Source organism: Fictibacillus tiangongensis (assembly GCF_048083785.1).
GTDB lineage: Bacteria > Bacillota > Bacilli > Bacillales > Fictibacillaceae > Fictibacillus.
Genome location: NZ_CP182294.1, coordinates 4125897 through 4146695, shown reverse-complemented (window position 1 = coordinate 4146695; position 20799 = coordinate 4125897). Strand labels below are relative to the sequence as shown.

At 39.3% G+C, this 20799-nt stretch carries 19 protein-coding genes and 1 riboswitch; of the genes, 12 read left to right on the top strand and 7 right to left on the bottom strand.

Going from position 1 to position 20799, the window contains the following annotated elements; all coding sequences use genetic code 11:
* Position 1: 1 nt before the first annotated feature.
* The 4 genes from ACNJYY_RS21650 (at position 2) to ACNJYY_RS21635 (ending at position 3158) form a co-directional block, all read left to right on the top strand.
* Positions 2-799 carry a replication initiation factor family protein gene (locus ACNJYY_RS21650; protein ID WP_231308723.1) on the top strand — a complete coding sequence of 266 codons (798 nt, stop codon included), beginning with the start codon at positions 2-4 and terminating at the stop codon, positions 797-799.
* A gap of 81 nt (positions 800-880) precedes the next feature.
* Positions 881-1012 carry a hypothetical protein gene (locus tag ACNJYY_RS21645; RefSeq protein WP_269217412.1) on the top strand — a complete coding sequence of 44 codons (132 nt, stop codon included), beginning with the start codon at positions 881-883 and terminating at the stop codon, positions 1010-1012.
* 2 nt (positions 1013-1014) lie between these two features.
* A complete protein-coding gene (locus ACNJYY_RS21640; RefSeq protein ID WP_416730102.1) occupies positions 1015-2547 on the top strand; it encodes a recombinase family protein in 1533 nt (510 codons plus the stop codon).
* A gap of 182 nt (positions 2548-2729) precedes the next feature.
* On the top strand, positions 2730-3158 hold the full coding sequence (locus ACNJYY_RS21635; protein ID WP_416730101.1) for a 2-oxoglutarate dehydrogenase E1: 429 nt from the start codon (positions 2730-2732) through the stop codon (positions 3156-3158).
* A 128-nt stretch (positions 3159-3286) separates the two neighbouring features.
* Here the strand turns inward: ACNJYY_RS21635 and ACNJYY_RS21630 are convergent, their stop codons facing one another.
* On the bottom strand, positions 3287-3595 hold the full coding sequence (locus ACNJYY_RS21630; RefSeq protein ID WP_191754961.1) for a nucleotide pyrophosphohydrolase: 309 nt from the start codon (positions 3593-3595) through the stop codon (positions 3287-3289).
* 271 nt (positions 3596-3866) lie between these two features.
* Positions 3867-3945: riboswitch (glycine riboswitch) on the top strand.
* 131 nt (positions 3946-4076) lie between these two features.
* On the opposite strand from ACNJYY_RS21630, the gene ACNJYY_RS21625 reads away from it, so the two are divergent.
* Both ACNJYY_RS21625 and ACNJYY_RS21620 read left to right on the top strand, forming a co-directional pair.
* Positions 4077-5423 carry an amino acid permease gene (locus tag ACNJYY_RS21625; RefSeq protein ID WP_416730100.1) on the top strand — a complete coding sequence of 449 codons (1347 nt, stop codon included), beginning with the start codon at positions 4077-4079 and terminating at the stop codon, positions 5421-5423.
* Positions 5424-5561: 138 nt separating this feature from the next.
* Complete coding sequence (locus ACNJYY_RS21620; protein WP_416730099.1) at positions 5562-6041, top strand: SRPBCC family protein; 480 nt, start codon at positions 5562-5564, stop codon at positions 6039-6041.
* 213 nt (positions 6042-6254) lie between these two features.
* On the opposite strand, the gene ACNJYY_RS21615 is transcribed toward ACNJYY_RS21620, so the two are convergent.
* Positions 6255-7178 (bottom strand): DMT family transporter, encoded by a 924-nt coding sequence (locus tag ACNJYY_RS21615; protein WP_416730098.1) that lies wholly within the window; start codon positions 7176-7178, stop codon positions 6255-6257.
* Positions 7179-7493: 315 nt separating this feature from the next.
* Here ACNJYY_RS21615 and ACNJYY_RS21610 point away from each other — a divergent pair, with 315 nt between their 5' ends.
* The gene (locus ACNJYY_RS21610) at positions 7494-8378 is read left to right on the top strand and encodes a radical SAM/SPASM domain-containing protein (RefSeq protein WP_416730097.1); all 885 of its coding nucleotides are present in this window, start codon (positions 7494-7496) and stop codon (positions 8376-8378) included.
* A 138-nt stretch (positions 8379-8516) separates the two neighbouring features.
* Here ACNJYY_RS21610 and katG read toward each other — a convergent pair whose 3' ends face one another.
* The gene (gene katG, locus ACNJYY_RS21605; protein ID WP_416730096.1) at positions 8517-10736 is read right to left on the bottom strand and encodes a catalase/peroxidase HPI; all 2220 of its coding nucleotides are present in this window, start codon (positions 10734-10736) and stop codon (positions 8517-8519) included.
* A gap of 237 nt (positions 10737-10973) precedes the next feature.
* Between katG and ACNJYY_RS21600 the strand changes: the two genes are divergently transcribed.
* From ACNJYY_RS21600 to ACNJYY_RS21590, 3 genes are all read left to right on the top strand, one after another.
* Positions 10974-11309 (top strand): zinc ribbon domain-containing protein YjdM, encoded by a 336-nt coding sequence (locus ACNJYY_RS21600; RefSeq protein ID WP_416730095.1) that lies wholly within the window; start codon positions 10974-10976, stop codon positions 11307-11309.
* Positions 11310-11578: 269 nt separating this feature from the next.
* Positions 11579-13141: a UDP-N-acetylmuramoyl-L-alanyl-D-glutamate--2,6-diaminopimelate ligase gene (locus tag ACNJYY_RS21595; RefSeq protein ID WP_416730094.1), complete on the top strand. Its 1563-nt coding sequence runs from the start codon at positions 11579-11581 to the stop codon at positions 13139-13141.
* A gap of 169 nt (positions 13142-13310) precedes the next feature.
* Positions 13311-13928 carry a hypothetical protein gene (locus ACNJYY_RS21590; RefSeq protein ID WP_416730093.1) on the top strand — a complete coding sequence of 206 codons (618 nt, stop codon included), beginning with the start codon at positions 13311-13313 and terminating at the stop codon, positions 13926-13928.
* A 114-nt stretch (positions 13929-14042) separates the two neighbouring features.
* Here ACNJYY_RS21590 and ACNJYY_RS21585 read toward each other — a convergent pair whose 3' ends face one another.
* Together ACNJYY_RS21585 and ACNJYY_RS21580 are read right to left on the bottom strand one after the other, a co-directional pair.
* Entirely contained in the window at positions 14043-14459 is a 417-nt protein-coding gene (locus ACNJYY_RS21585) for a carboxymuconolactone decarboxylase family protein (RefSeq protein WP_416730092.1), read from the bottom strand.
* A gap of 108 nt (positions 14460-14567) precedes the next feature.
* Positions 14568-15449, bottom strand: coding sequence for a LysR family transcriptional regulator (locus ACNJYY_RS21580; protein WP_416730091.1), 882 nt, complete (start codon positions 15447-15449; stop codon positions 14568-14570).
* Between the two features lie 167 nt (positions 15450-15616).
* Between ACNJYY_RS21580 and ACNJYY_RS21575 the strand changes: the two genes are divergently transcribed.
* The gene (locus ACNJYY_RS21575; RefSeq protein ID WP_144696622.1) at positions 15617-16903 is read left to right on the top strand and encodes a GntP family permease; all 1287 of its coding nucleotides are present in this window, start codon (positions 15617-15619) and stop codon (positions 16901-16903) included.
* 24 nt (positions 16904-16927) lie between these two features.
* Positions 16928-17704, top strand: a complete 777-nt coding sequence (locus tag ACNJYY_RS21570) for a 3-hydroxybutyrate dehydrogenase (protein ID WP_416730090.1) — start codon at positions 16928-16930, stop codon at positions 17702-17704.
* A gap of 382 nt (positions 17705-18086) precedes the next feature.
* On the opposite strand, the gene ACNJYY_RS21565 is transcribed toward ACNJYY_RS21570, so the two are convergent.
* Entirely contained in the window at positions 18087-20033 is a 1947-nt protein-coding gene (locus ACNJYY_RS21565; protein WP_416730089.1) for an FtsX-like permease family protein, read from the bottom strand.
* Positions 20023-20784, bottom strand: coding sequence for an ABC transporter ATP-binding protein (locus ACNJYY_RS21560; RefSeq protein ID WP_416730088.1), 762 nt, complete (start codon positions 20782-20784; stop codon positions 20023-20025). The genes ACNJYY_RS21565 and ACNJYY_RS21560 overlap by 11 nt, the downstream gene beginning before the upstream one ends.
* Positions 20785-20799 lie beyond the last annotated feature (15 nt).

The window sequence follows — 20799 nt, the reverse complement described above, 5'->3', positions numbered from 1 at the left end:
ATTGTTAGCCAGTGTAAAGCTAGACAAATTGGTATTAGAATATGTCAACATACCTCTAAACATCTTTGATGCAATAAAGGATGACTGGAATATTAGCGACATAAAAAGTAATGAGGGTTTTCACTATCACCGTTGTTTGCAGATAACCAAAAATGATACTTATATTAAACTTTATTATCAGTCTAAATACGAAATATGGAAGCCAGTTGGGAAACTCCGATTAGAAACTCAACCGGAATACTTATGTGAATTTTCATCATTACTAAAGAAACTGAAAGAGATAAGTCGAGATGTTTATTTTGTTTCTATGGATGTTGCATTTGACTTTCCCATACATCAAAGTAATTTGCTTGTTACTTCTAATACAGGCAGGGAGATGAATTTATTTCAAGGGACACGATACTTTGGGGGTAAAGGTCAACGGGGGAAAAACGGTTATTGCCGAATATATGACAAAAAACAAGAACTATTAAACAGAGAAGTAATTAAAGGTGAGTTAACAAGAGTGGAAATCGTCTATAAATCGAAATTAGTACTAGCCGATCTAGCTAACCACCCACCATCTTTTAATAAATATTACTCCGGGTGGATAGTTGATAAGGATATTAAGGTCCCACCGATTTATAAAGCTATAATTATTTGTTTGCAAAAAGGTGATATGACGATTAATGAGTTTTCAAGGCATTATAGAAGAGTTATAAAAAATCTGTTTAAAGACCAGACAATTATAGACTTTGACGAACATATAAGAAAATTATGGATTGACCAAGTATCGAATATTAATAGGTTCGTAGTGTAATACCCAATTTCAAGAAATTATACTTATCGCTACCCACCAAAGTAAATACCACTAAAAGTAAAAGTTATTAGGGGTGAAAAAATGAGAAAATCTTTATTTGTACAAAGTAAAGCAGAAGACATGAAGCAAGAGGCAATACAAACTCTTGCAATGCTGATAAAAAAATACTCAATTGAATTTAAAAACATTCAAAAGAAAGACAGGGGTGTTTAAAAATGAAGGCTGCAGTTTATACAAGAGTATCAACTGAAGAACAGACAAAAGGCCAATCTCTCGATTTTCAAGAAGATTTAATAAAGAATTATGCGGATGGTAAAGGCTATGAAATATATGACGTATATCGAGATGAAGGATATTCGGGTAAAGATTTAAATAGACCTGAGTTCCAAAGACTTATAACAGACTTGCGAAATGACAAATTTGATGTAATTTTAGCATGGCATGTAGATAGAATTTCTAGAAACAATGCTGATGTTATCCTACTGATTAATGATGAATTGAATCCTAATAATAAAAAATTAGTGATTACATCGGGAGATATTGACTCGTCAGATAGCAACGGATACATGTATATATCTTTTCTTAGTACATTTGCAAGATTCGAAAGGTCAATGATAATTGAACGTGTAAATGCAGGAATGCAAAAACGAGCAGAAAAAGGTTTATGGAATGGTGGAGCTATTTTAGGTTACGACACAATAGATAAAGCACTAGTTGTTAATGAAAGAGAAGAATCAATTGTAAAGGAGATATTTAAACACCGGGCAGAGGGAAAAGGTTACAAATATATAGCAAATGAATTGAATACCAAAGGAATTAAGACTAAGAAAGGGAAAGCTTTTAGTATACCTGGGATTAAGCTGATTTTAAATAATCACATCTATATTGGTAAAATGGTATGGAAAAAGCATCAAGATTGGAGTACTAAAAGAAGGAAAGGAAGGACTGAACCTATAATAGTAGATGGAATTCATGAGCCAATAATTGAAAAAGAATTATGGGAAAAAGTCCAAACAGTGAATAAGCTGCAAAAGAAAACATTTACAACAAACAGAAATTTCAATGGGAATTTCTACTTGTCCGGTATTCTAAAGTGTCCAAAATGTGGTGCAGGTACCGTTATGAGTAAATCAAAAAAGAAAAATGGTGATTACCATTTCTATTATATGTGTCAATCATTTCATAGCAAAGGTAAGTCAGTCTGTAGAGCTAACTTAATTAAAAAAGAAATTGTAGAAGAAAAGGTCTTTAAAGAAATAAGTTTTCTAGTCAATAATGGTGATGTATTGAATGCCTTAATAAAAGAGTTAGGTAAAGACAATGTAGTTGCAAAAGAAGCATATCAAGCAGAAATTAATCTTTATAAGAAGAAACAAAAAGAATTAATCGAAAGACGGTCAAAATTAGATGAGGATTACTTTATGGGTAATATTGAAAGTACAACATATAATCGTCTAATGATAGGTATTGAAAAACAAATAAAAGATATCGAGAGAGGTATTAGACGATTAGAGCAAGAAATTACGTCCAATGAAGAAAAGGTTGATAAAGACTTAATTCTAGACACTTTGAAGAACTTTGAACAGTTCTTTGCACTTGTCAGTGATGAAGAAAGAAAACTACTCATTAGATCTTTAATAAAAGAAATACAGATGGAGGAGAACCGGAAGGATGTCAAAGAGATAACCTTCTGGTTTTCTTCTGTCCCTAGTTTACCATCTAATAAAGCGGGCAGAACCGTACCATAAATAAAAGTTAATTCCAAGGTTGGATAGTTTTTAATGTACTTTTTAATAGTAAGCCCCTCATTTTTATTTTTCCGGTAGATTACTACTTACCGTTGGCACTTAAACCTTTTTGCTAATATTATTCTTCTCTACGGACACGATAAGACAAACGAATGAAACTTTATAGATGGGTGGCAGGCAGAATGAAGGTATTATCTATGATTCAGCCTTGGGCAAGTCTTTTTGTCCTCCGAGAGAATGAATTTGAAACAAGGTCATGGAAAACAAATTATCGCGGGCCGTTGGCCATTCATACAAGTAAAAAAATAGATAAGTCTGTCTGCAGGCATGTTGCCATCCGTTCGCTGCTCGATAAGCATGGATATACAGAAGAAACTCTTCCAACGGGAATGATCATTGCTGTATGTCGGCTTGAAAATTGTCTGAAGATAACAGAGGAAAATCAGACATCAGCAGTCCTGGAAAATGGACAAATCGTATCAGGAAATGATTATTTTTTGGGTGACTTTAATGTGGGAGGATATGCTTGGGTGGTTCAAGACATGAAGATTTTGACTGAACGTATCCCAGCAAAAGGCCAGCTTGGGTTATGGGAAACTGATTTATTATGAAGGCGATGAGGGGTTATTTTATTTATACATAGGAATTACGGACAACAATCCATACCGATCTAACAGCACCTACTTAACTAAATACTATAGGTGCTGTTTCTTATTTTATTTTTGTATTTTTTTCGTATCTAACTATTTGAAACAGGATACTTCAATCCATTTTTCTTAATCTTATCTTTAATAATTGTTTCGACATCCAAATCCAATTCACTGCAGAGCATAAGTCCATAGATGAAAACATCAGCGATTTCTTCTTTAATATTTTCAATATTTTGTTCTACAGCCTCTTCACTGCTTTTCCACTGAAAATCTTCTAATAGTTCAGCTGCTTCAATGGAAAGAGAAATGGCAAGATCTTTTGGGTTGTGGTGAGGTTTCCACCCTCTTTCATCTCGAAATTCATTGATAGCGTTTATTAGCTGCTTAATTTCATTCATGTATACTCATCCTTATTAAGTAGTCTTTTATAGGGGAAATCTAGTTCATATAATTTTATCACTTTAGTGCAGGGAGTAGAGGATATACTCGTAAAGCTGTTATGTACAATTAGTTAAAAGTTTGAACTCTTCTACTCATGTGTGTAAATACAATACCATTATTGTACAGTTGACAAAACTCCAACTCAGTAATAGTATTAAAAATTATATTCACAGAACTAAAATAATTAATAGATAGCAAGCTATGATTGCTGTGGGTCGTACTACAGCAGGAGCAGCTTCTGGAGAGACCGCTTTGTTAGCGGCGCCGAAGGGTTCACAATCTCAGGCAAATGGACAGAAGAGTATTGAATTTTGACATTGTTGTGCCTGTCATTTATAGCGCAGTGAATGCTTTTTTCATATTCTAATGTACAAGAGATTGGAGATTCTTCCAGTCTCTTTTTTCGTTTGATCTGCATCTTAGAAGGAGGATTCATACGTGTCACAGCAAGAGTTGAAGAGAGATTTAGCTAATCGTCATGTGCAGCTGATTGCGATTGGCGGAACAATTGGTACTGGGTTATTTTTAGGTTCAGGAAAAGCGATTCAGCTTGCCGGACCGTCTGTTATATTTGCTTATTTAATTGTGGGGATCGCTCTATTCTTCATGATGAGAGCGCTAGGGGAACTTTTGCTTTCGAGGGAAAGTTATGAGTCGTTTACTGATATTGCGGAGGACTATCTTGGTCCGCGAGCTGCGTTTATCACAGGATGGACGTATTGGTTCTGCTGGATCATGACAGCGATGGCCGATGTGATTGCGGTAGGTGTCTATGTTCAATATTGGTTTGACATACCGCAGTGGGTTCCAGCAATTGTCTGTTTGCTTCTTTTACTTGGGCTAAATCTGTTAACGGTAAAGCTTTTCGGGGAATTGGAGTTTTGGTTCGCTTTGATCAAGGTAATTACGATTCTAGCGTTAATTGTAATTGGCGTTGTCCTACTCGTAATTGGTTATCAGACAGATGCGGGGACCGTCTCCATAAACAACCTGTGGGATCATGGAGGTTTGTTTCCAAATGGCATGACAGGGTTCTTACTTTCGTTTCAGATGGTCGTGTTCGCGTTTGTCGGAGTGGAGTTAGTCGGAGTAGCGGCAGCAGAAACATCTGATCCGAGAAAAAATATTCCGTCCGCCATCAATAAAATTCCACTGCGAATTCTATTTTTCTATGTGGGCGCATTGATCGTGCTGCTATGCATCAATCCGTGGACAGAGTTAAACGCTGCGGAAAGTCCATTTGTTAAAACGTTCAGCTTAATAGGAATTCCGCTTGCTGCTGGCATCATTAATTTTGTTGTGCTGACATCAGCGGCATCTGCATGCAACAGTGGATTGTTCTCAACGAGTCGCATTCTATTTACGTTAAGCAAGAGTGAGCAGGCTCCTCGTTCTTTTAAGAAACTAACGAAAAATGCTGTACCTGGAAACGCTCTTTGGGTTTCCACTGTTGTTGTTTCAGTGGGAGCGCTCCTCAGTAAGTTGATTCCGGAACAGGCTTTTGGCATCGTAACAACAATAAGTGCCATCTGTTTCATCTGGGTGTGGAGCGTGATCTTAATCAGCCATAATAAATACCGTAAGACACGATCTGATCTGCACAATAAGTCGGCGTTCAAAGCACCTTTTGCTCCATTCATTAATTATGTGGTGCTCGCGCTGTTTGGATTAATTTTGATCGTGCTGCTCGTGGCAGAAGCTACACGTCCTGCGTTATTGCTGACACCCATTTGGTTTATTTTATTATTTTTCTTGTATGCTTTTAAAAAACCTATGCTGAAATAAAAGGATTGGTTATTTGAAATGCATCATTGATCTGGATCTTTAGAGACATCTTACATTTTATAAGTAGCATCTTTAAGCAGGTGATAAGCAGGAAGTGACGAATTTTCCTTTAAAGTTAATTACAAGGAGGTTTTTAGGGTGAATTTGTCAAGAAATCGGAGAACAGATACTGCTTCAAAAGTGATCCCAGTTCCACCTCAAATCGTCTATCTAGCTATTATAAATCCGGATTCACTCATTCAATGGCTTCCGCCTGAAGGGATGTCGGGTAAAGTTGATACCTATGATTGCCGTGAAGGAGGAGCTTATAAAATGACTCTTACGTATGAAATGGATGAGTTGATTCTTGGCAAAACGTCGGATAACACCGATGTAGCGGAAGGAACATTTTTGGAGCTGGTCCCAAACCAGCGAATTGTCCAATCTGTTAACTTCAATTCCGAAGATCCTGCTTTCTCGGGTGAGATGATACAGAAATGGATATTGGAAGATGTTTCGGGAGGCACTAATGTTACAATTGTCTGTGAAAACGTACCAGAAGGTATTCGTAAGGAAGATCACGACACTGGACTAAGGTCCACGCTAGAAAATCTTGCTGCTTTTACTGAGAAAATGTAAATAGACACATGAAATTTATCGGATTAACAAGCCAGAGTTTTTTTAAAATCTCTGGCTTGTTTCAGTTATTTTATTGATCAGTACGAATCTTTTAGTTTTTTAGTTTAGGGGCACGGGGTCAGCGCTTTTTTTTATATATTAAGATGGAAAGGTGAATCCTTTAGAGTTTACAGTTGTAAGTTAGGGAGCAGCAGAACCGTCCCTTTGCTTTCCCTACCTCCGCGCACTCCATCGATTTATCAGTCCAACTAGATGACCATTTACGAAAATAACCCCAAGGATAATGATTGCTCCACCTAAAATACTGGTATAAATAACCTTTTCATGTAGAAGTAGCACGGCTGCTATCAGTGTAGAGACTGGTTCAAGGTATAAGAAAACAGATACTTGAGTGGCCTCCAACACCTCTAATGCTTTTGCCCAGTACCAGTAGGCAATACCGGATACAAAGACTCCAAGGAAGATAAGATGAGCCCATTCTACTCCATCTAGAAGAGTAAGCTTTTCCCAGCTTTTGTTCTGATAGATGAATGGGAGAGTAAGCAAAAATCCCAAAGTACTCATGTAAAAGGTGAGGACCAATGCAGGCAATGGCACTTTTAGGCTTTTTAGTAAAACTGAATAGATGGCCCAATTTAAGGTACTGAGAACCATCAGTAGATACCCGATGTTGATCGAGAATCCTAATGACCTGTCTCCACCTGCTGTTGTGACCAGCAACACACCACTAATGGCCAAAATAATTCCAATAGCCTTTGGAAATGTCATCTTTTCATGCAGAAAGACCATGGAAAGAACGACGGTGAAAATGGGGGATAACGTAATGAGCCAGCCTGCAGAGGATGCATCAATGGATAAAAGCGCGCTTGCCTGAATAACTTGATGAAGAAAAACACCAAGAATCCCTAATACGATTAAGTGAGGGATATACTGTATCGGCAGCTTCATGGAATGTTCCTTTTTTACAAGGATAAGTACTAATAAAAATAATGCACCTATACCAAAACGGATGACAAGAAGAGTAAAGGGATCAAGCTTGTCCAGTACCGCTTTAGTCGAGACAAAGGATATTCCCCAAAGGCTGATGGACATGGTGGCATACAATGAGGCTCCTAGCATTTTTTGAAATGAAATCATAGATAGGCTTTCCTTTCCCAGTCAATTGTTCTACCATCTTATGCTTGTCCTTAAAAAAACATGAGGATGAGAAACTTAGCTAGGGTCAAGAAAGTTCTGATTTCTCTTCTTTTTTGCGTTTTCGTTTAGATATTTTAAAAAACGACCGAACGACCAACCTTTCGCTTCCATCTGTTAATTTCCTCATAACACGTTTATCTTTTTAATAAATTGTGCTCTAATAAGAAAGAGTTAAAAAAGCAGGTAGTTTATGTGCACTGTGGCTTTAGTGAGCATTAGTGTATGTATCAAGAGTTTGTGAAATGAGGAATACCTATGAAAAGATTTAAGAAGTTTTATATAGAGATTACGAGTATCTGTAATTTGGCGTGTCATTTTTGTCCTCCAACGGAACGAGCTAAACAGTTCATCTCCATTGATGATTTTACGAAACGTTTAGACCAGATCAAGCCGTATACCGATTTCATCTATTTGCATGTAAAAGGTGAGCCGCTGCTTCATCCAAAAATTGATCAGTTATTGGACATCGCTCATGAAAGAGGGTTTAAAGTTAATATCACGACGAATGGGACGCTCATCAAAAAGAATTGGGACAAGCTTATCAATAAGCCTGCGCTCAGACAGATGAATTTCTCCCTTCATAGCTTTGATGGCCATGTCGGTCAGAGCATGACGGATAAAGAAGAATACGTAAGAACGATTCTTTCTTTTGTACAAGAAGCAACGAGAGAGTCTTCATTATTTGTTTCTTTAAGGCTCTGGAACCTGACGCAAGACAATGCGACGAACTTGGAGAAACAGCGTAACCGCCAGCTGCTTGAGATTATTGAAAACGAATTTAATCTCGGATTTAAAATTGAAGAAAAGCTCACGCCGGGAAAAGGAATCAAACTGGCGGATCAAATTTTCATCAATCAAGATTACGAGTTTAAATGGCCGGCACTTCATGAAGAAGAGGACGACGGAAAAGGATTCTGCTACGGCCTCCGCAATCAAGCTGGCATTCTGGCAAACGGTACAGTTATTCCATGCTGCTTAGATGGAGAAGGTGTGATTAATTTAGGAAATATCAATGATACACACTTTTCAACTATTATTGAAGGTGAACGAGCGAACAATCTTGTAGATGGTTTTTCGCGAAGAGAAGCGGTTGAGGAACTTTGCAGAAAATGTGGTTATCGTAAGCGGTTCGGTAAATAGTACGAAAACATATGCAGGACATTTAAGACGGGGAGTTACCCTGTCTTTTTTTATGGGCAAAAAACGCACCTAATCTCAAGAGCTTTGAAGCAGCAAATTCTGCATCAAAAAATCGTGAGTAGGTGCGTTTATTAATTGTTATTTTAACTTAACATCAAATCGATCAGCGTCCATCACTTTTACCCATGCTGCGATAAAGTCGCGTACGAATTTTTCTTGGTTGTCGTTCTGTGCATACACTTCAGCGAGTGCGCGAAGTTCTGAGTTGGACCCGAACACAAGATCAAAGCGGGAAGCTGTTCGCTTCACTTCTCCTGATTTACGGTCGCGGCCTTCGTACTCGTTAAAGCCTTTTGATTTCCACTCCACGCCCATGTCGAGCAAGTTTACGAAAAAGTCATTCGTTAACGTGCCAACGCGGTCTGTGAATACACCGTGTTTCGTATTTTTATAGTTTGTCCCAAGAACACGCAGACCTCCGACGAGGACAGTCATTTCAGGAGCGGAAAGACCTAGTAGCTGTGCTTTATCTACGAACATCTCTTCAGGGCTTGTGCTGTATTCTTTCTTTTGATAGTTGCGGAACCCGTCTGATACCGGCTCTAAAACATCAAACGAAACGGCGTCTGTTTGTTCAGGCGTTGCATCACCGCGTCCAGGTGTAAATGGAACCGTAACATCAAAGCCTCCATCTTTTGCAGCCTTTTCAACTGCGGCACTTCCGCCAAGAACGATTAAGTCGGCTAGACTCACCTTCGTGTCGAGCTGGTTTTGTAGATCTTGATAGATTCCTAGAACTTTCTCCAGCTGCTCAGGTTCGTTCGCTTCCCAGTTCTTTTGAGGAGCTAGGCGAATGCGTGAACCATTCGCACCTCCACGCATATCAGAAACACGATACGTGCTTGCTGAAGCCCATGCCGTTTTGACGAGCTCACTCACCGATAATCCTGTATTTAAGATTTTTTCTTTTAGCTGAGCGATGTCAGATTCTGATAAATCATAATCTACACTCGGAACAGGATCTTGCCAGATAAGTTCTTCGTCTGGAACCTCAGGACCTAGATAGCGAACTTTCGGCCCCATGTCACGGTGAAGGAGCTTAAACCATGCACGTGCAAATGCATCAGCGAATTTATCTGGATTCTCGTAGTAATGACGAGAAATTTTTTCATACTCTGGATCCATACGCAATGCCATATCCGCTGTTGTCATCATCGTTTTCACTTTGATGGATGGATCTTCGGCATCAGGCGCCATGTGCTCTTCTTTCACATCAACAGGACTCCATTGGTAAGCGCCTGCTCTACTCTTCGTTAACTCCCACTCGTAACCGAACAGAAGATCAAAGTATCCGTTATCCCATTGTGTTGGGTTCGACGTCCATGCTCCATCAACACCACTCGAAATGGTGTCGCGTCCTTTTCCACTGCCGTGACGGCTCAGCCAGCCTAGTCCTTGTGTTTCGATGTCTGCTGCTTCAGGGTCGTCTCCTACAAGAGAAGGGTCGCCTGCGCCATGAGCTTTTCCGAACGTATGACCACCTGCGATAAGTGCAACCGTTTCTTCGTCATTCATCGCCATACGGCTAAACGTATCACGAATATCACGAGCACTTGCGAGTGGATCAGGTTTTCCGTTCGGTCCTTCAGGATTCACGTAGATCAGACCCATCTGAACTGCAGCAAGCGGGTCTTCAAGTTCACGGTCACCTGAATAACGGTTGTCCGCTAACCATTCTTTTTCCGTTCCCCAATAAACATCTTCTTCTGCATGCCAAATATCTTCACGTCCGCCAGCAAAGCCAAACGTTTTTAACCCCATGGATTCGATCGCTACGTTACCCGTGAAAACAAGGAGATCTGCCCATGAGATCTTGTTGCCGTATTTTTGTTTGATCGGCCATAAAAGACGGCGAGCTTTATCAAGATTTACGTTATCTGGCCAGCTGTTTAGAGGTGCGAAGCGCTGAGAACCTGATCCGCCTCCTCCCCGTCCATCAGCTGTACGGTATGTACCTGCAGCATGCCAAGACATACGGATGAAGAAAGGACCATAGTGACCATAATCCGCCGGCCACCAATCCTGGCTGTCTGTCATCAATGCATGAAGATCTTTCTTCAGTGCGTCATAATCCAGTTTGGTGAACTCTTCACGATAATTAAAGTCGTCTCCCATCGGATTTGATTTTTTGTCATGTTGGCGAAGAACGTTCAGGTTGAGTTGATTCGGCCACCAATCCTTATTTGTCGTACCGTGTGGCGCTCTTGAAGTCGTAATCGCACTATCCTTGTGGTGTGTGACAGGACATTGACCTGCAGATGTGTGCTCTTTTTGATCGGGCTTGTTGTTGTTTTCCATTACAATTTCCCCTTCCTTTTTTGGAACTTAAAATTGCAAAACACGAAAAGCCATGATGTTAAATATTAGATTATTATGATAACTCAATTATAGTGGACAGGTATGTGGATTCAAAGCGTAATGCACTTTGGGTTGTGACATTATGAGTTATGTGAAAAACCGAACTCTGGAAGAAGTCTTGAGTGAAATTCAGTGTGGTAAAATGAACAATAACTATAAGAAATGAGGACGACATAGATGTCTAACCTACCAAACTGCCCGAAATGCAGTTCTGCTTATGTGTATGAGGATGGAACTTTTCTCGTTTGCCCCGAGTGTGCTCATGAATGGTCACTCGAAACAGAGAGCGAATCTGAAGAAAAGGTTGTAAAAGATTCAAACGGAAACATTCTTCAAGACGGTGACTCTGTATCTGTAATTAAAGATCTTAAAGTCAAAGGAACATCTTCTGTTATTAAGATCGGAACAAAGGTAAAAGGAATCCGTCTCGTCGAAGGTGATCATGATATTGATTGTAAGATTGACGGATTTGGCGCGATGAAGCTGAAGTCTGAGTTTGTAAAAAAGATATAAAAGTTCTAAAATAACCACCTTTCACTGGTGGTTATTTTTTTTATGATATGATCTTTCTTTCTAATATTGCAACTCTCTTAACCCCCGTCCTTCCAGTATTTAACGCTCATTTTTTCTCAAAAAAAGAAACAGAAACATAAATAAAAAAAGGTTAACAATCGAATACTTAGGGTATTTAAAGAAAGTATGTGTGCATAAAAATTTTATATAAAAACTTTTATATTCTACTATAGCAATTATTCATAGATTGATCGCAAAAGGAGAGAAAGATGAATATACATTTTGAACAAAAAAAGCAGCAATTAGGTATTCGGGAAATTTGGGGAAGCAAACAGCAAACCATTTCTTCTGTCTGCTTTGATTCCAGAAACGTAATGAATAACTCTTCCTTTGTTTGTATAACTGGTGAACAATTTGACGGTCACACCTTTATTGTGAGTGCCATCAAGAACGGTGCCATTGTTGTGGCCGGTGAAAATAAAGCGGTTTTAAAAGAGGCGAGCGAAACCTATAGAGATTGTACATTCTTACTCGTTGAGGATGCTCGCGTATTTATGGCTCAATTATCTATCTTATTTAATGAACGTATACATGAAAAATTAATAACAGTTGGTATTACAGGTACAAATGGTAAGACGACAGTCGCGGCTTATGTGAGATCATTGATGAACTTATGTGGTGTAAAATCAGGTTCGATCGGAACTACTGGTATGATTTCTTCGACAGGAAATCTGAATCTCAAACAGTCCACACCAACAACTCCTGAAGCACCTGATCTTCATCAAATCTTTAAACAATTTGTAGAGAATGGTGATCAACTCGCTGCGATGGAGGTCACTTCTGTTGGAATCGAACAAAAACGAACAGCAGGTATCCATTTTGATGTAGCGATTCACACAAACTTATCGCCAGAACATTTGGAGTTTCATCATACGTTTGAAAACTACAAACAAGCAAAGTTGAAGTTATTTAAACAAGCCAAAAAAGCAGTTGTGAACATTGATGACGAAGGAATGGGTAAAGAGATCGTTGAGTTGTTTGCAGGTCCTTTGCTAACGTACAGCATGAATGAAGAAAGCGGTGCAGATGTGATCGCAACAGATGTTAAGCAGGTATCGAACGGCACCTCATTCACTCTATCCGTTTACGGAAAACATTATTCTGTAATAACACCGTTTTACGGATCTTATAATATAGCGAATCTCCTTTCTGCCATCTGTACAGGTTTGCATATCGGAATTCCATTAGAAAAAATGCTTCATGTTCTACCTGAAATGACAGGTCCTGAAGGAAGATTTGAAATCATTCATAAGCAAAAGCGTAAGATTATTTTGGACTACGCACACACTCCTGTTGCGTTACAAAATCTTGTAAAGGAAGTAAAAAAGCTGCCATACAGTCGACTGATTGTGCTAGTGATGGGTATTGGCATACGAGATAAAGAAAAGATGCCAAAAATGGCAGAAACGATTGAGAACCAAGCAGATGAAATCGTCGTATCGGTTGACCATCCAGGATATAACGATCCGAGTGAGATCATTGGTCACGTGATGAAAGGTTTCAAAAATCCTGATGCACCTAACATTCACTCAGAACTCACACGTCATGATGCGGTGATCAAGGCATTGTCTCTTAGTGAAGAAAATGACATTGTTCTCCTCACGAGTGGCTGCATCAACGGTGCTCAAATTGTAAAAGGTGAGAAGATTCCTCACTCCGACAAAGACATCATTGCAGATTTCTTTAGAAGTAAAAAAGTATCGAAGAGCGGAAGAGTGTTTGCTTCTTCTAAGATAAGATGGGCTGCGCATAAAAAGAGAAACGTATTGTAAAAAAAGTTTAGATAAACATTGAACCCCGTTATGGATATAGCGGGGTTTTTACTCGTTGTGTTTTCAGTAAACGAAGCTTCAAACACTCTCTTTTTACAGTTATGGGGCATAACCCCTGAACAAGCCGGGTATTGGTTAATACTTACAAAATGTTGAGGGAGCTGACAGCGTGAATACACTTTTTTTAGTTTCTTTTTTAGTGAGTTCGATTGTGACAGGTGCAAACTCAAGCGAATTTGCCTTAAATCCGACGAGCAATGAAGTGACGCAGAATGATGCAGAGGAAACACAAAGCTTTTCTGAGCCGATCAATACGGAGAAACAGCAAGATGCTGTTTTAAAATTTATTAATGTGGACGTCGCAGCAGTCTCTACCTACGAAGTACAAGCCTTTGATTCTTTGACTAGCGTTTCAGGCGGAAATTATACAGATGACGAGACCATGTATTTGGAGTTAGTAGAAACGACGATTCCTGCTTACGAAAAAGCAGTGGCCCAAGCGAAAGCCATCGATGTTCAAGGAGAAGAATTAGTAGGAATGAAGAAGCAAATCGTACAAGCTACCGAAACTTTTTATGAAGGCTTAATACTTCAAAGACAAGCGTTAGAACAACAGGATGAAAACCTGATGACACAATCTAATCTAAAATTAGAAGGATACTTCCAATTGGTAGACGCTTATCACGCAGAGATGGAATTATTGAGCAAAAAATACGATATTGAATATAAAGACGCTCCTAGTAATTCTGAGCAACTTGAACAAACAGAAGAAGGAGATTTCTTGTAATGCCTAGTGAAAAGGGCTATTACTAAAACACGTCTGAAACGGAAATCAACTCTCACCAAAACACCTGCAAGTTTCACAAAAAAGTAGCCACCCTGAAAAGGATAGCTACTTTTTTTAATGTGCCTTTGATTCACTCGCTTCTTCATCACGCATTGCAAAAACTTTCTTCGCAACCGTTAACGCGTTCAACACACGCGGAAAACCTGTGTACGGAATCAAGTGTGTAACGCTCTCCACGATCTCTTCTTTCGTTAGACCTGCTGTCAGACCCGTATTAATATGAAGCTCCAATTGAGGTTCCGTTCCTTGTGTCACAAGAGAAGAAATGGTTACAAGCGCTCTTTGTTTGTTCGTTAAGCCTGCTCGTGAATAGATCTCTCCGTACGCAAATTCAATAATGTATCTTCCTACATCTGGCGCGATATCTTGCAAATCATCTGAGATTTTTAAGTGTGTTGAAATGTCTTTGTTATCCGTTAGCGTATACTCCATTAATTTATCTAATCCATTTTGAAAACGATCTTTTTCCATAATTAGTGCCTCCTATAATTTGTATAGGAATTACTTTAAATCATCCCAACCTATTCGTAAAATACATATAATATATATTAAATATGCAATTTAGTTATAGAATAAATCTTACTCACTAAATGGCGAAAGCATGTTGATGAATTCTCGCGTCGCATACGTAACGTATTTATCTTTCTTTTTTATAATACCGAGCTTATAAGGCAGTGAGGGATCAACGATCGGAATGGCTTTAACCAAGGTTTCGTCTACCTTTTTTGCGATTGATTCAGGAAAGATGGAAACCCCTAGGTTCTCCCCGATCATTCCGCTGATGAAGTCCCATTGTGAGCTTTCATATGAGATTTTGGGCTGAAAACCAGCTGCTAGGCACTCATTGATCACTCTGTCATGCAGGGTAAAGCCTTCTTTAAAAATGATAAAAGATTCATTCTCCAATTCTTTCATCGATACTTTTTCTCGATTCGCGAGTGGATGTGAATGATGAACAAACAGCATCAGGTGCTCGGTTAAGAATGAAACGATCTCGAGTTTATCTTCATTCAAGGGCATAACGACAACCCCAAGATCTAAGAGCCCATCATTCACTTCTCGCTGCACACGGTTTGCTCCATGTTCCACGAGCTGAATCTGTATTTCAGGGTATGAAGCTTGGAATTTCTTAATGATTTTAGGGAAAAATAAGAAGCCGATCAGCGGGGGAATTCCAATTTTAATTTTCCCTTTTTTTAAGTTCATTAAGTCGTAAAGGTTTGATGATAGGTTGTCTAAAGACTCTAGAATCATCTTGCTCTGTTCAAACACGATCTCACCGGCTTCTGTTAGTTCAATTTGTCTCGAAGAGCGATCGATCAGCTCCATCTCCAGTTCGTCTTCTAAACTTTTTACCATTTTACTAAGACTAGGCTGAGATAAATGCAGTACGGTAGAAGCTTTCGTGAAGCTTTTATGTTTGGCTACAGCGTGAAAATAGGTTAATTGTCGTATATCCATATGGAGAACTCCATTCTATAACTTTTGTGCATACTATCTATAGTTATAATTCATTTTACTTAATAAATACACAGGAGTAAAATGTCCTTCGTGCAATGAAAACTTTTGAAAAGTAAGTGCTAATAGATGAAAGCGCACTCTTTCTATATAAAAAAGGAGGAAAGATTTTGATTAGTATCATAATAGGTCTGGCTCTACTCATGTTTTTTGCCTACCTGGGCTGGTCGATCATCTGGGTCGCTCCAATCGTAGCAGGTATTGTTGCTCTGATGAGTGGTTTAGACTTGATGGACGCGTATACCAACACGTATATGACTGGCTTTGTAGATTTCGCAAAAGCATGGTTTCCGATCTTCTTATTAGGAGCTGTACTCGGTAAGTTGATGGAAGATACAGGAGCTGCTAAATCGGTTGCGATTCAGTTCACAAAATTTATAGGTGAAAAACGTGCGATTCTTGGAGTTTTGGTAGCATCAGCTGTCTTAACTTACGGTGGCGTAAGTTTGTTTGTCGTTGTGTTCGCTATCTATCCGATCGCATTGGCATTGTTTAAAAAAGCAGATATCTCTAGAAGATTGATCGCACCAACGATCGTTCTTGGAGCATTCACGTTTACGATGACTGCTGTACCAGGTACACCGCAGATTCAAAACTTAATTCCGATGAACACGTTTAAGACAACCCCTATGGCGGGTACCATTATCGGTATTGTAGCTACGCTGATCATGGCCGTTGGCGGCTATTTCTGGCTGAAGTTCAGAGAGAACCGTTTAACAGCAGCTGGTGAAAAGTATACAGAACCAAATAAGTCAAAAGAGAATGAAGATGAAGATGAGGAGAACCTTCCAAACTGGATTCTTTCATTAGTCCCTTTAATCGTTGTTGTTATTTTACTTAATTTCTTAAAAATCGCTCCAATTCCTTCGTTGTTAGCTGGAATTCTAGCTATTCTTCTTATTAACATCAAGCAATACAAAAAATTCATCCCTTCTATGAACGAAGGTGCTAAAGGTTCTGTAATGGCGATCATCAATACAAGTGCTGCCGTTGGATTCGGTGCGGTTGTAACAAGTGTACCGGACTTCGACAAAATCACTGATATGCTTTTAGGAATCTCAAGCAATCCGCTCGTATCTGAATCCTTAGTCGTACAGCTTTTAGCCATGATCACAGGTTCAGCATCAGGTGGTATGGGAATCGCATTACAAGCTCTTGGCGGAACATATTATGACTTGTCTCAGTCTACAGGCATGAGTCCTGAGGCGTTCCATAGAATGGCTTCCATTGCCTCTGGAGCATCGATCCTGCCTCATAATGGAGCATTGTTAACCCTTCTTGCGGTAACACAGTTATCGCACAAGGAAACATATAAAGATGTATTTGTTGTCGCTTTAATCATCCCGACCATTGCCGTAATTGTTGGAATCATTATGGCAAGCATGGGAATTATATAAAAACTTTTTAGGAGTGAGTATAGTATGGTAGAAAATAAAGTAGTCGTTATTACAGGTTCTGCAAGTGGTATCGGATTTGAAATCGGAAAAACATTCGCTCAAAACGGAAGCAAAGTAGTCTTAACAGACCTTAATGAAGAAGGCGTTAAAAAAGCTGCAGAAGATTTAAAGAGTCTTGGGCTTGAAGCGATCGGCCTTAAAGCAGACGTTACCAGTGAAGAAGACATCAAGAGCATGATCGAAACAGCACACAAAGAGTATGGCCGTGTTGACGTTCTGATCAACAACGCTGGTCTTCAGCACGTTTCACCGATCGAAGAGTTTCCAACAGCTAAATTCGAACTTATGATCAAAATCATGCTAACTGCACCATTCATCGCAACGAAGCATGTTATGCCGATCATGAAGGAACAAGGATTTGGCCGTATCATCAACGTTTCTTCAATCAACGGACTGATCGGTTTTGCTGGTAAAGCAGCATACAACAGTGCTAAGCACGGTGTAATCGGTCTTACTAAGGTTGCAGCTCTTGAATCTGCAGCACAAGGTGTAACGGTTAACGCACTTTGCCCAGGTTATGTAGATACGCCGCTTGTTCGTGGTCAAATGGAAGACTTAGCGAAAACAAGAAACGTATCATTAGAAAGCGTTCTTGAAGAAGTTATCTATCCACTTGTTCCACAAAAACGTTTGTTAGACGTTAGCGAGATCGCAGACTATGCGATGTTCCTATCAAGTGACAAAGCGAAGAGTGTAACTGGACAAGCAATCGTTATCGATGGCGGTTATACAGCTCAATAATTTCAGTTTTTTATAAACCTCAGCCGATTTTTGGCTGGGGTTTTTTTGTGTGTTGTAGGTGGCGGCCATTGTTAATCGGGTTAAGGGTATATGGATAGGGGATAGCAGTCGAATAATGTCGACTCGTCGATATATGAGCAAAACTTGTGGAATTATAGCCGAAACTAGCGGAATTAATCCCAAAATATTACGAATCAGGACCGATTTTTTCGGAATAATCTTGCCATATACCCCTTATGGTATCAATTAAAATCACCTATGAGACACAAAATGAAGCTTAAGATTTGTATACCAAAAAAAAACCGACTAAAATCATCACATTCTAGTCGGTTTTGTTCCTTTTTATTCAATTCTACACTTGAAAAGCAAAGCATACATCAACCTACAGTGCTTCTCTAATCACCTTCTTATAATAAAGAACAGACAGCACACCAAAGATTGAATAGAGTACCGTATACATGACCATGACGATGATCATCGGTGTCCAGAGTTCAGCTCCGAACAGGAACCAGCCGGATTGTACGGCGAAATAGCTGTGAAGCAAGCCGACGACCAGGGGAATTCCGAAATTAAAGAGCTGCTTATACTGAATGCCTTTCAACAGATCACTTTGTGTGTAACCAAGTTTTCGCAAAATCATATAGTTCGGCTTTTCACTTTCTCCCTCGTCCATCTGTTTGAAGTAGAGGATACACCCTGAGGTGACGAGGAAAGTCAGTCCTAAGAAACCTACGATAAACATCATGAGTCCCATGTTTTTCTTTTGATTCGTGCTGATCTCATGACGGGATTCGTTGTATAGCTTTTTGTACGTTTCAGTTGATTTAAATAGTTTATCTGCTTTTTCTAATTGTTCCCCATTAATAATGTCAACCCCAATATAGAGGGTGGATTCTTTTTGTACCTTAGGATCAATATCTTCTTTCAACTTTGTAAAAATGGCATCATCAACGATTGCTGTAGGAACCCCTCCAAAGGTGAAATACCAAGATACGGGATAATCATCGTCTAAGCCTACATAACGTTGAGTGATCGTTTTAGTTTTTCCTTTTATTTTAATTGATCCAGAATTCTTTAAAGGCATAAACTTTTGAAGCAAATCATTATAACCGGTAAAGACCACTTCATTCTGAGAAACATCCATGCCATCTACTGACTTTTCACTGATCACAGGAAGCGGCATCGCTTTTGGATCGATGACTAGTTCTTCTAAGCTTCGATCGATTAGCTGTGAAGCATTAACGGTCACTTGAATGACGTCAATCGCTTTTTCGGTATACGGAATATTGTTTTTCTTTAAAGCGGCTTGGAACGTATCTGCTGACTCTCTATCAATGATTGAAAAGTCATGCGGAACATTATTTGCAGCCGTTTTTTCAGCAGAATAATACGAAATGTATGCAAGGCACAGCAAAGCGATCGAAAGCGCTGAAACGGTTGTAATAATCATAAGCAGAAGTGCGTTCGACTTCATACGGAACATGACGGATGCGAGTGACATCACTTCGTTAATGGAAAGGTAGCCACCTTTTTGCTTTCTTACTAGGTTAAGCAAAAAACTGACAGAGCCTTTGTAAAAGAAGTACGTACCTAGAATAACGGCAGTCAAAATGAAGAGCATTGCTCCAAATAATTCAGGCATCGTAGTAAAATCGCCGCCGAAAAGTTTGGAAGATACGATGTAACCTGTCGCGATCAGAACAAGACCCACGATTCCCATCACCATCTCAAAGCGAGATAGTTTTTTCACTGTGATTTCTGTTGATGAAGTGACACGGAATAGGGATAGGATAGTCTGTCTTTTAATAAATGTATAATTCATGATCATGATCAACAGATAGATGACTGTGAAAACGATAACCGTTTGTACAAGAGCTTGTGGTGAAAACCGTAGTGATGCGACTGAATTAACACCCGTCGTCTTGAACAATACGAGAATCATTAATTTTGAGAACGAGAATCCAGCAAAGATTCCGATCAATAAGGAACCGAAGTAGAGGAATAAATTTTCGATTGAAAGAATTCGAAAGATCTTTCCCTTCGTCATTCCGATCAACTGGAACAGCCCAATCTCTTTACTGCGTCGTTTGATAAAGATGTTGTTTGCGTAAAGTAAAAAGACCGATACAATTACGACCAATAATATAGAAGCTGCCCGAATCGCGGCTTCACCTTTTACAGAACCTTCCACAGAATCCATAGACGGATCATATTGCAGCGTCACAAATGCAAAATAAAGGGCAGAACTGAACACTAAAGCAAAAACATATAGGTAATAGTTTTTTATGTTTTTCTTTAAGTTACGGAAGATGAGTTGATTAATGTTCATGCTGAACACCACCTAAAACACCTTGCGTCTTCATAATATCCTTAAAGAGACTCTGTCGATCCTGTTCTCCTTTCATAAGCTGCGTGTAGATCTGTCCGTCTTTTATAAAGACTACACGACTGCAATAGCTTGCTGCTACAGGATCATGTGTCACCATAAGAATCGTCGCTTGTCTGTTCTCGTTAAGACCGCTTAGTTTGTTTAGAAGGTCAGAGGCAGACTTGGAATCGAGAGCACCGGTCGGTTCATCCGCGAAGATGATGCTCGGCTCATGAATAAATGCACGCGCCGCAGATGTTCGCTGCTTTTGACCACCTGAGATCTCGTTCGGATATTTATCTTTTATCTCTAAAATACCAAGCTCTGTTGCGACTTGATCAAATTTCTTATCTGCTTCTTTTTTCGGTGTTTTGGTTATCGAAAGCGGCAGAAGAATGTTTTCTTTAACCGTTAAAGTATCTAATAGGTTGTAATCTTGAAAGATAAATCCAAGGTTGTTCTTTCTGAATTCTGCCAGCTGTTTTTCCTTCATACCTGTCATCTCAAATGAGTTGATATGAATCGTTCCTTCGCTCACTTGATCGATGGAAGAAAGAACGTTCAATAACGTTGTTTTACCGGATCCAGATGCTCCCATGATACTGATGAATTCACCTTTTTCAACGGAAAGATCAATGCCTTTTAGGACGTGCTGTTTATTATTTTTATTTCCATAGCTCTTATGAAGCTTAACTGCTTTCAATATACTCATGATCTTAATACCCCT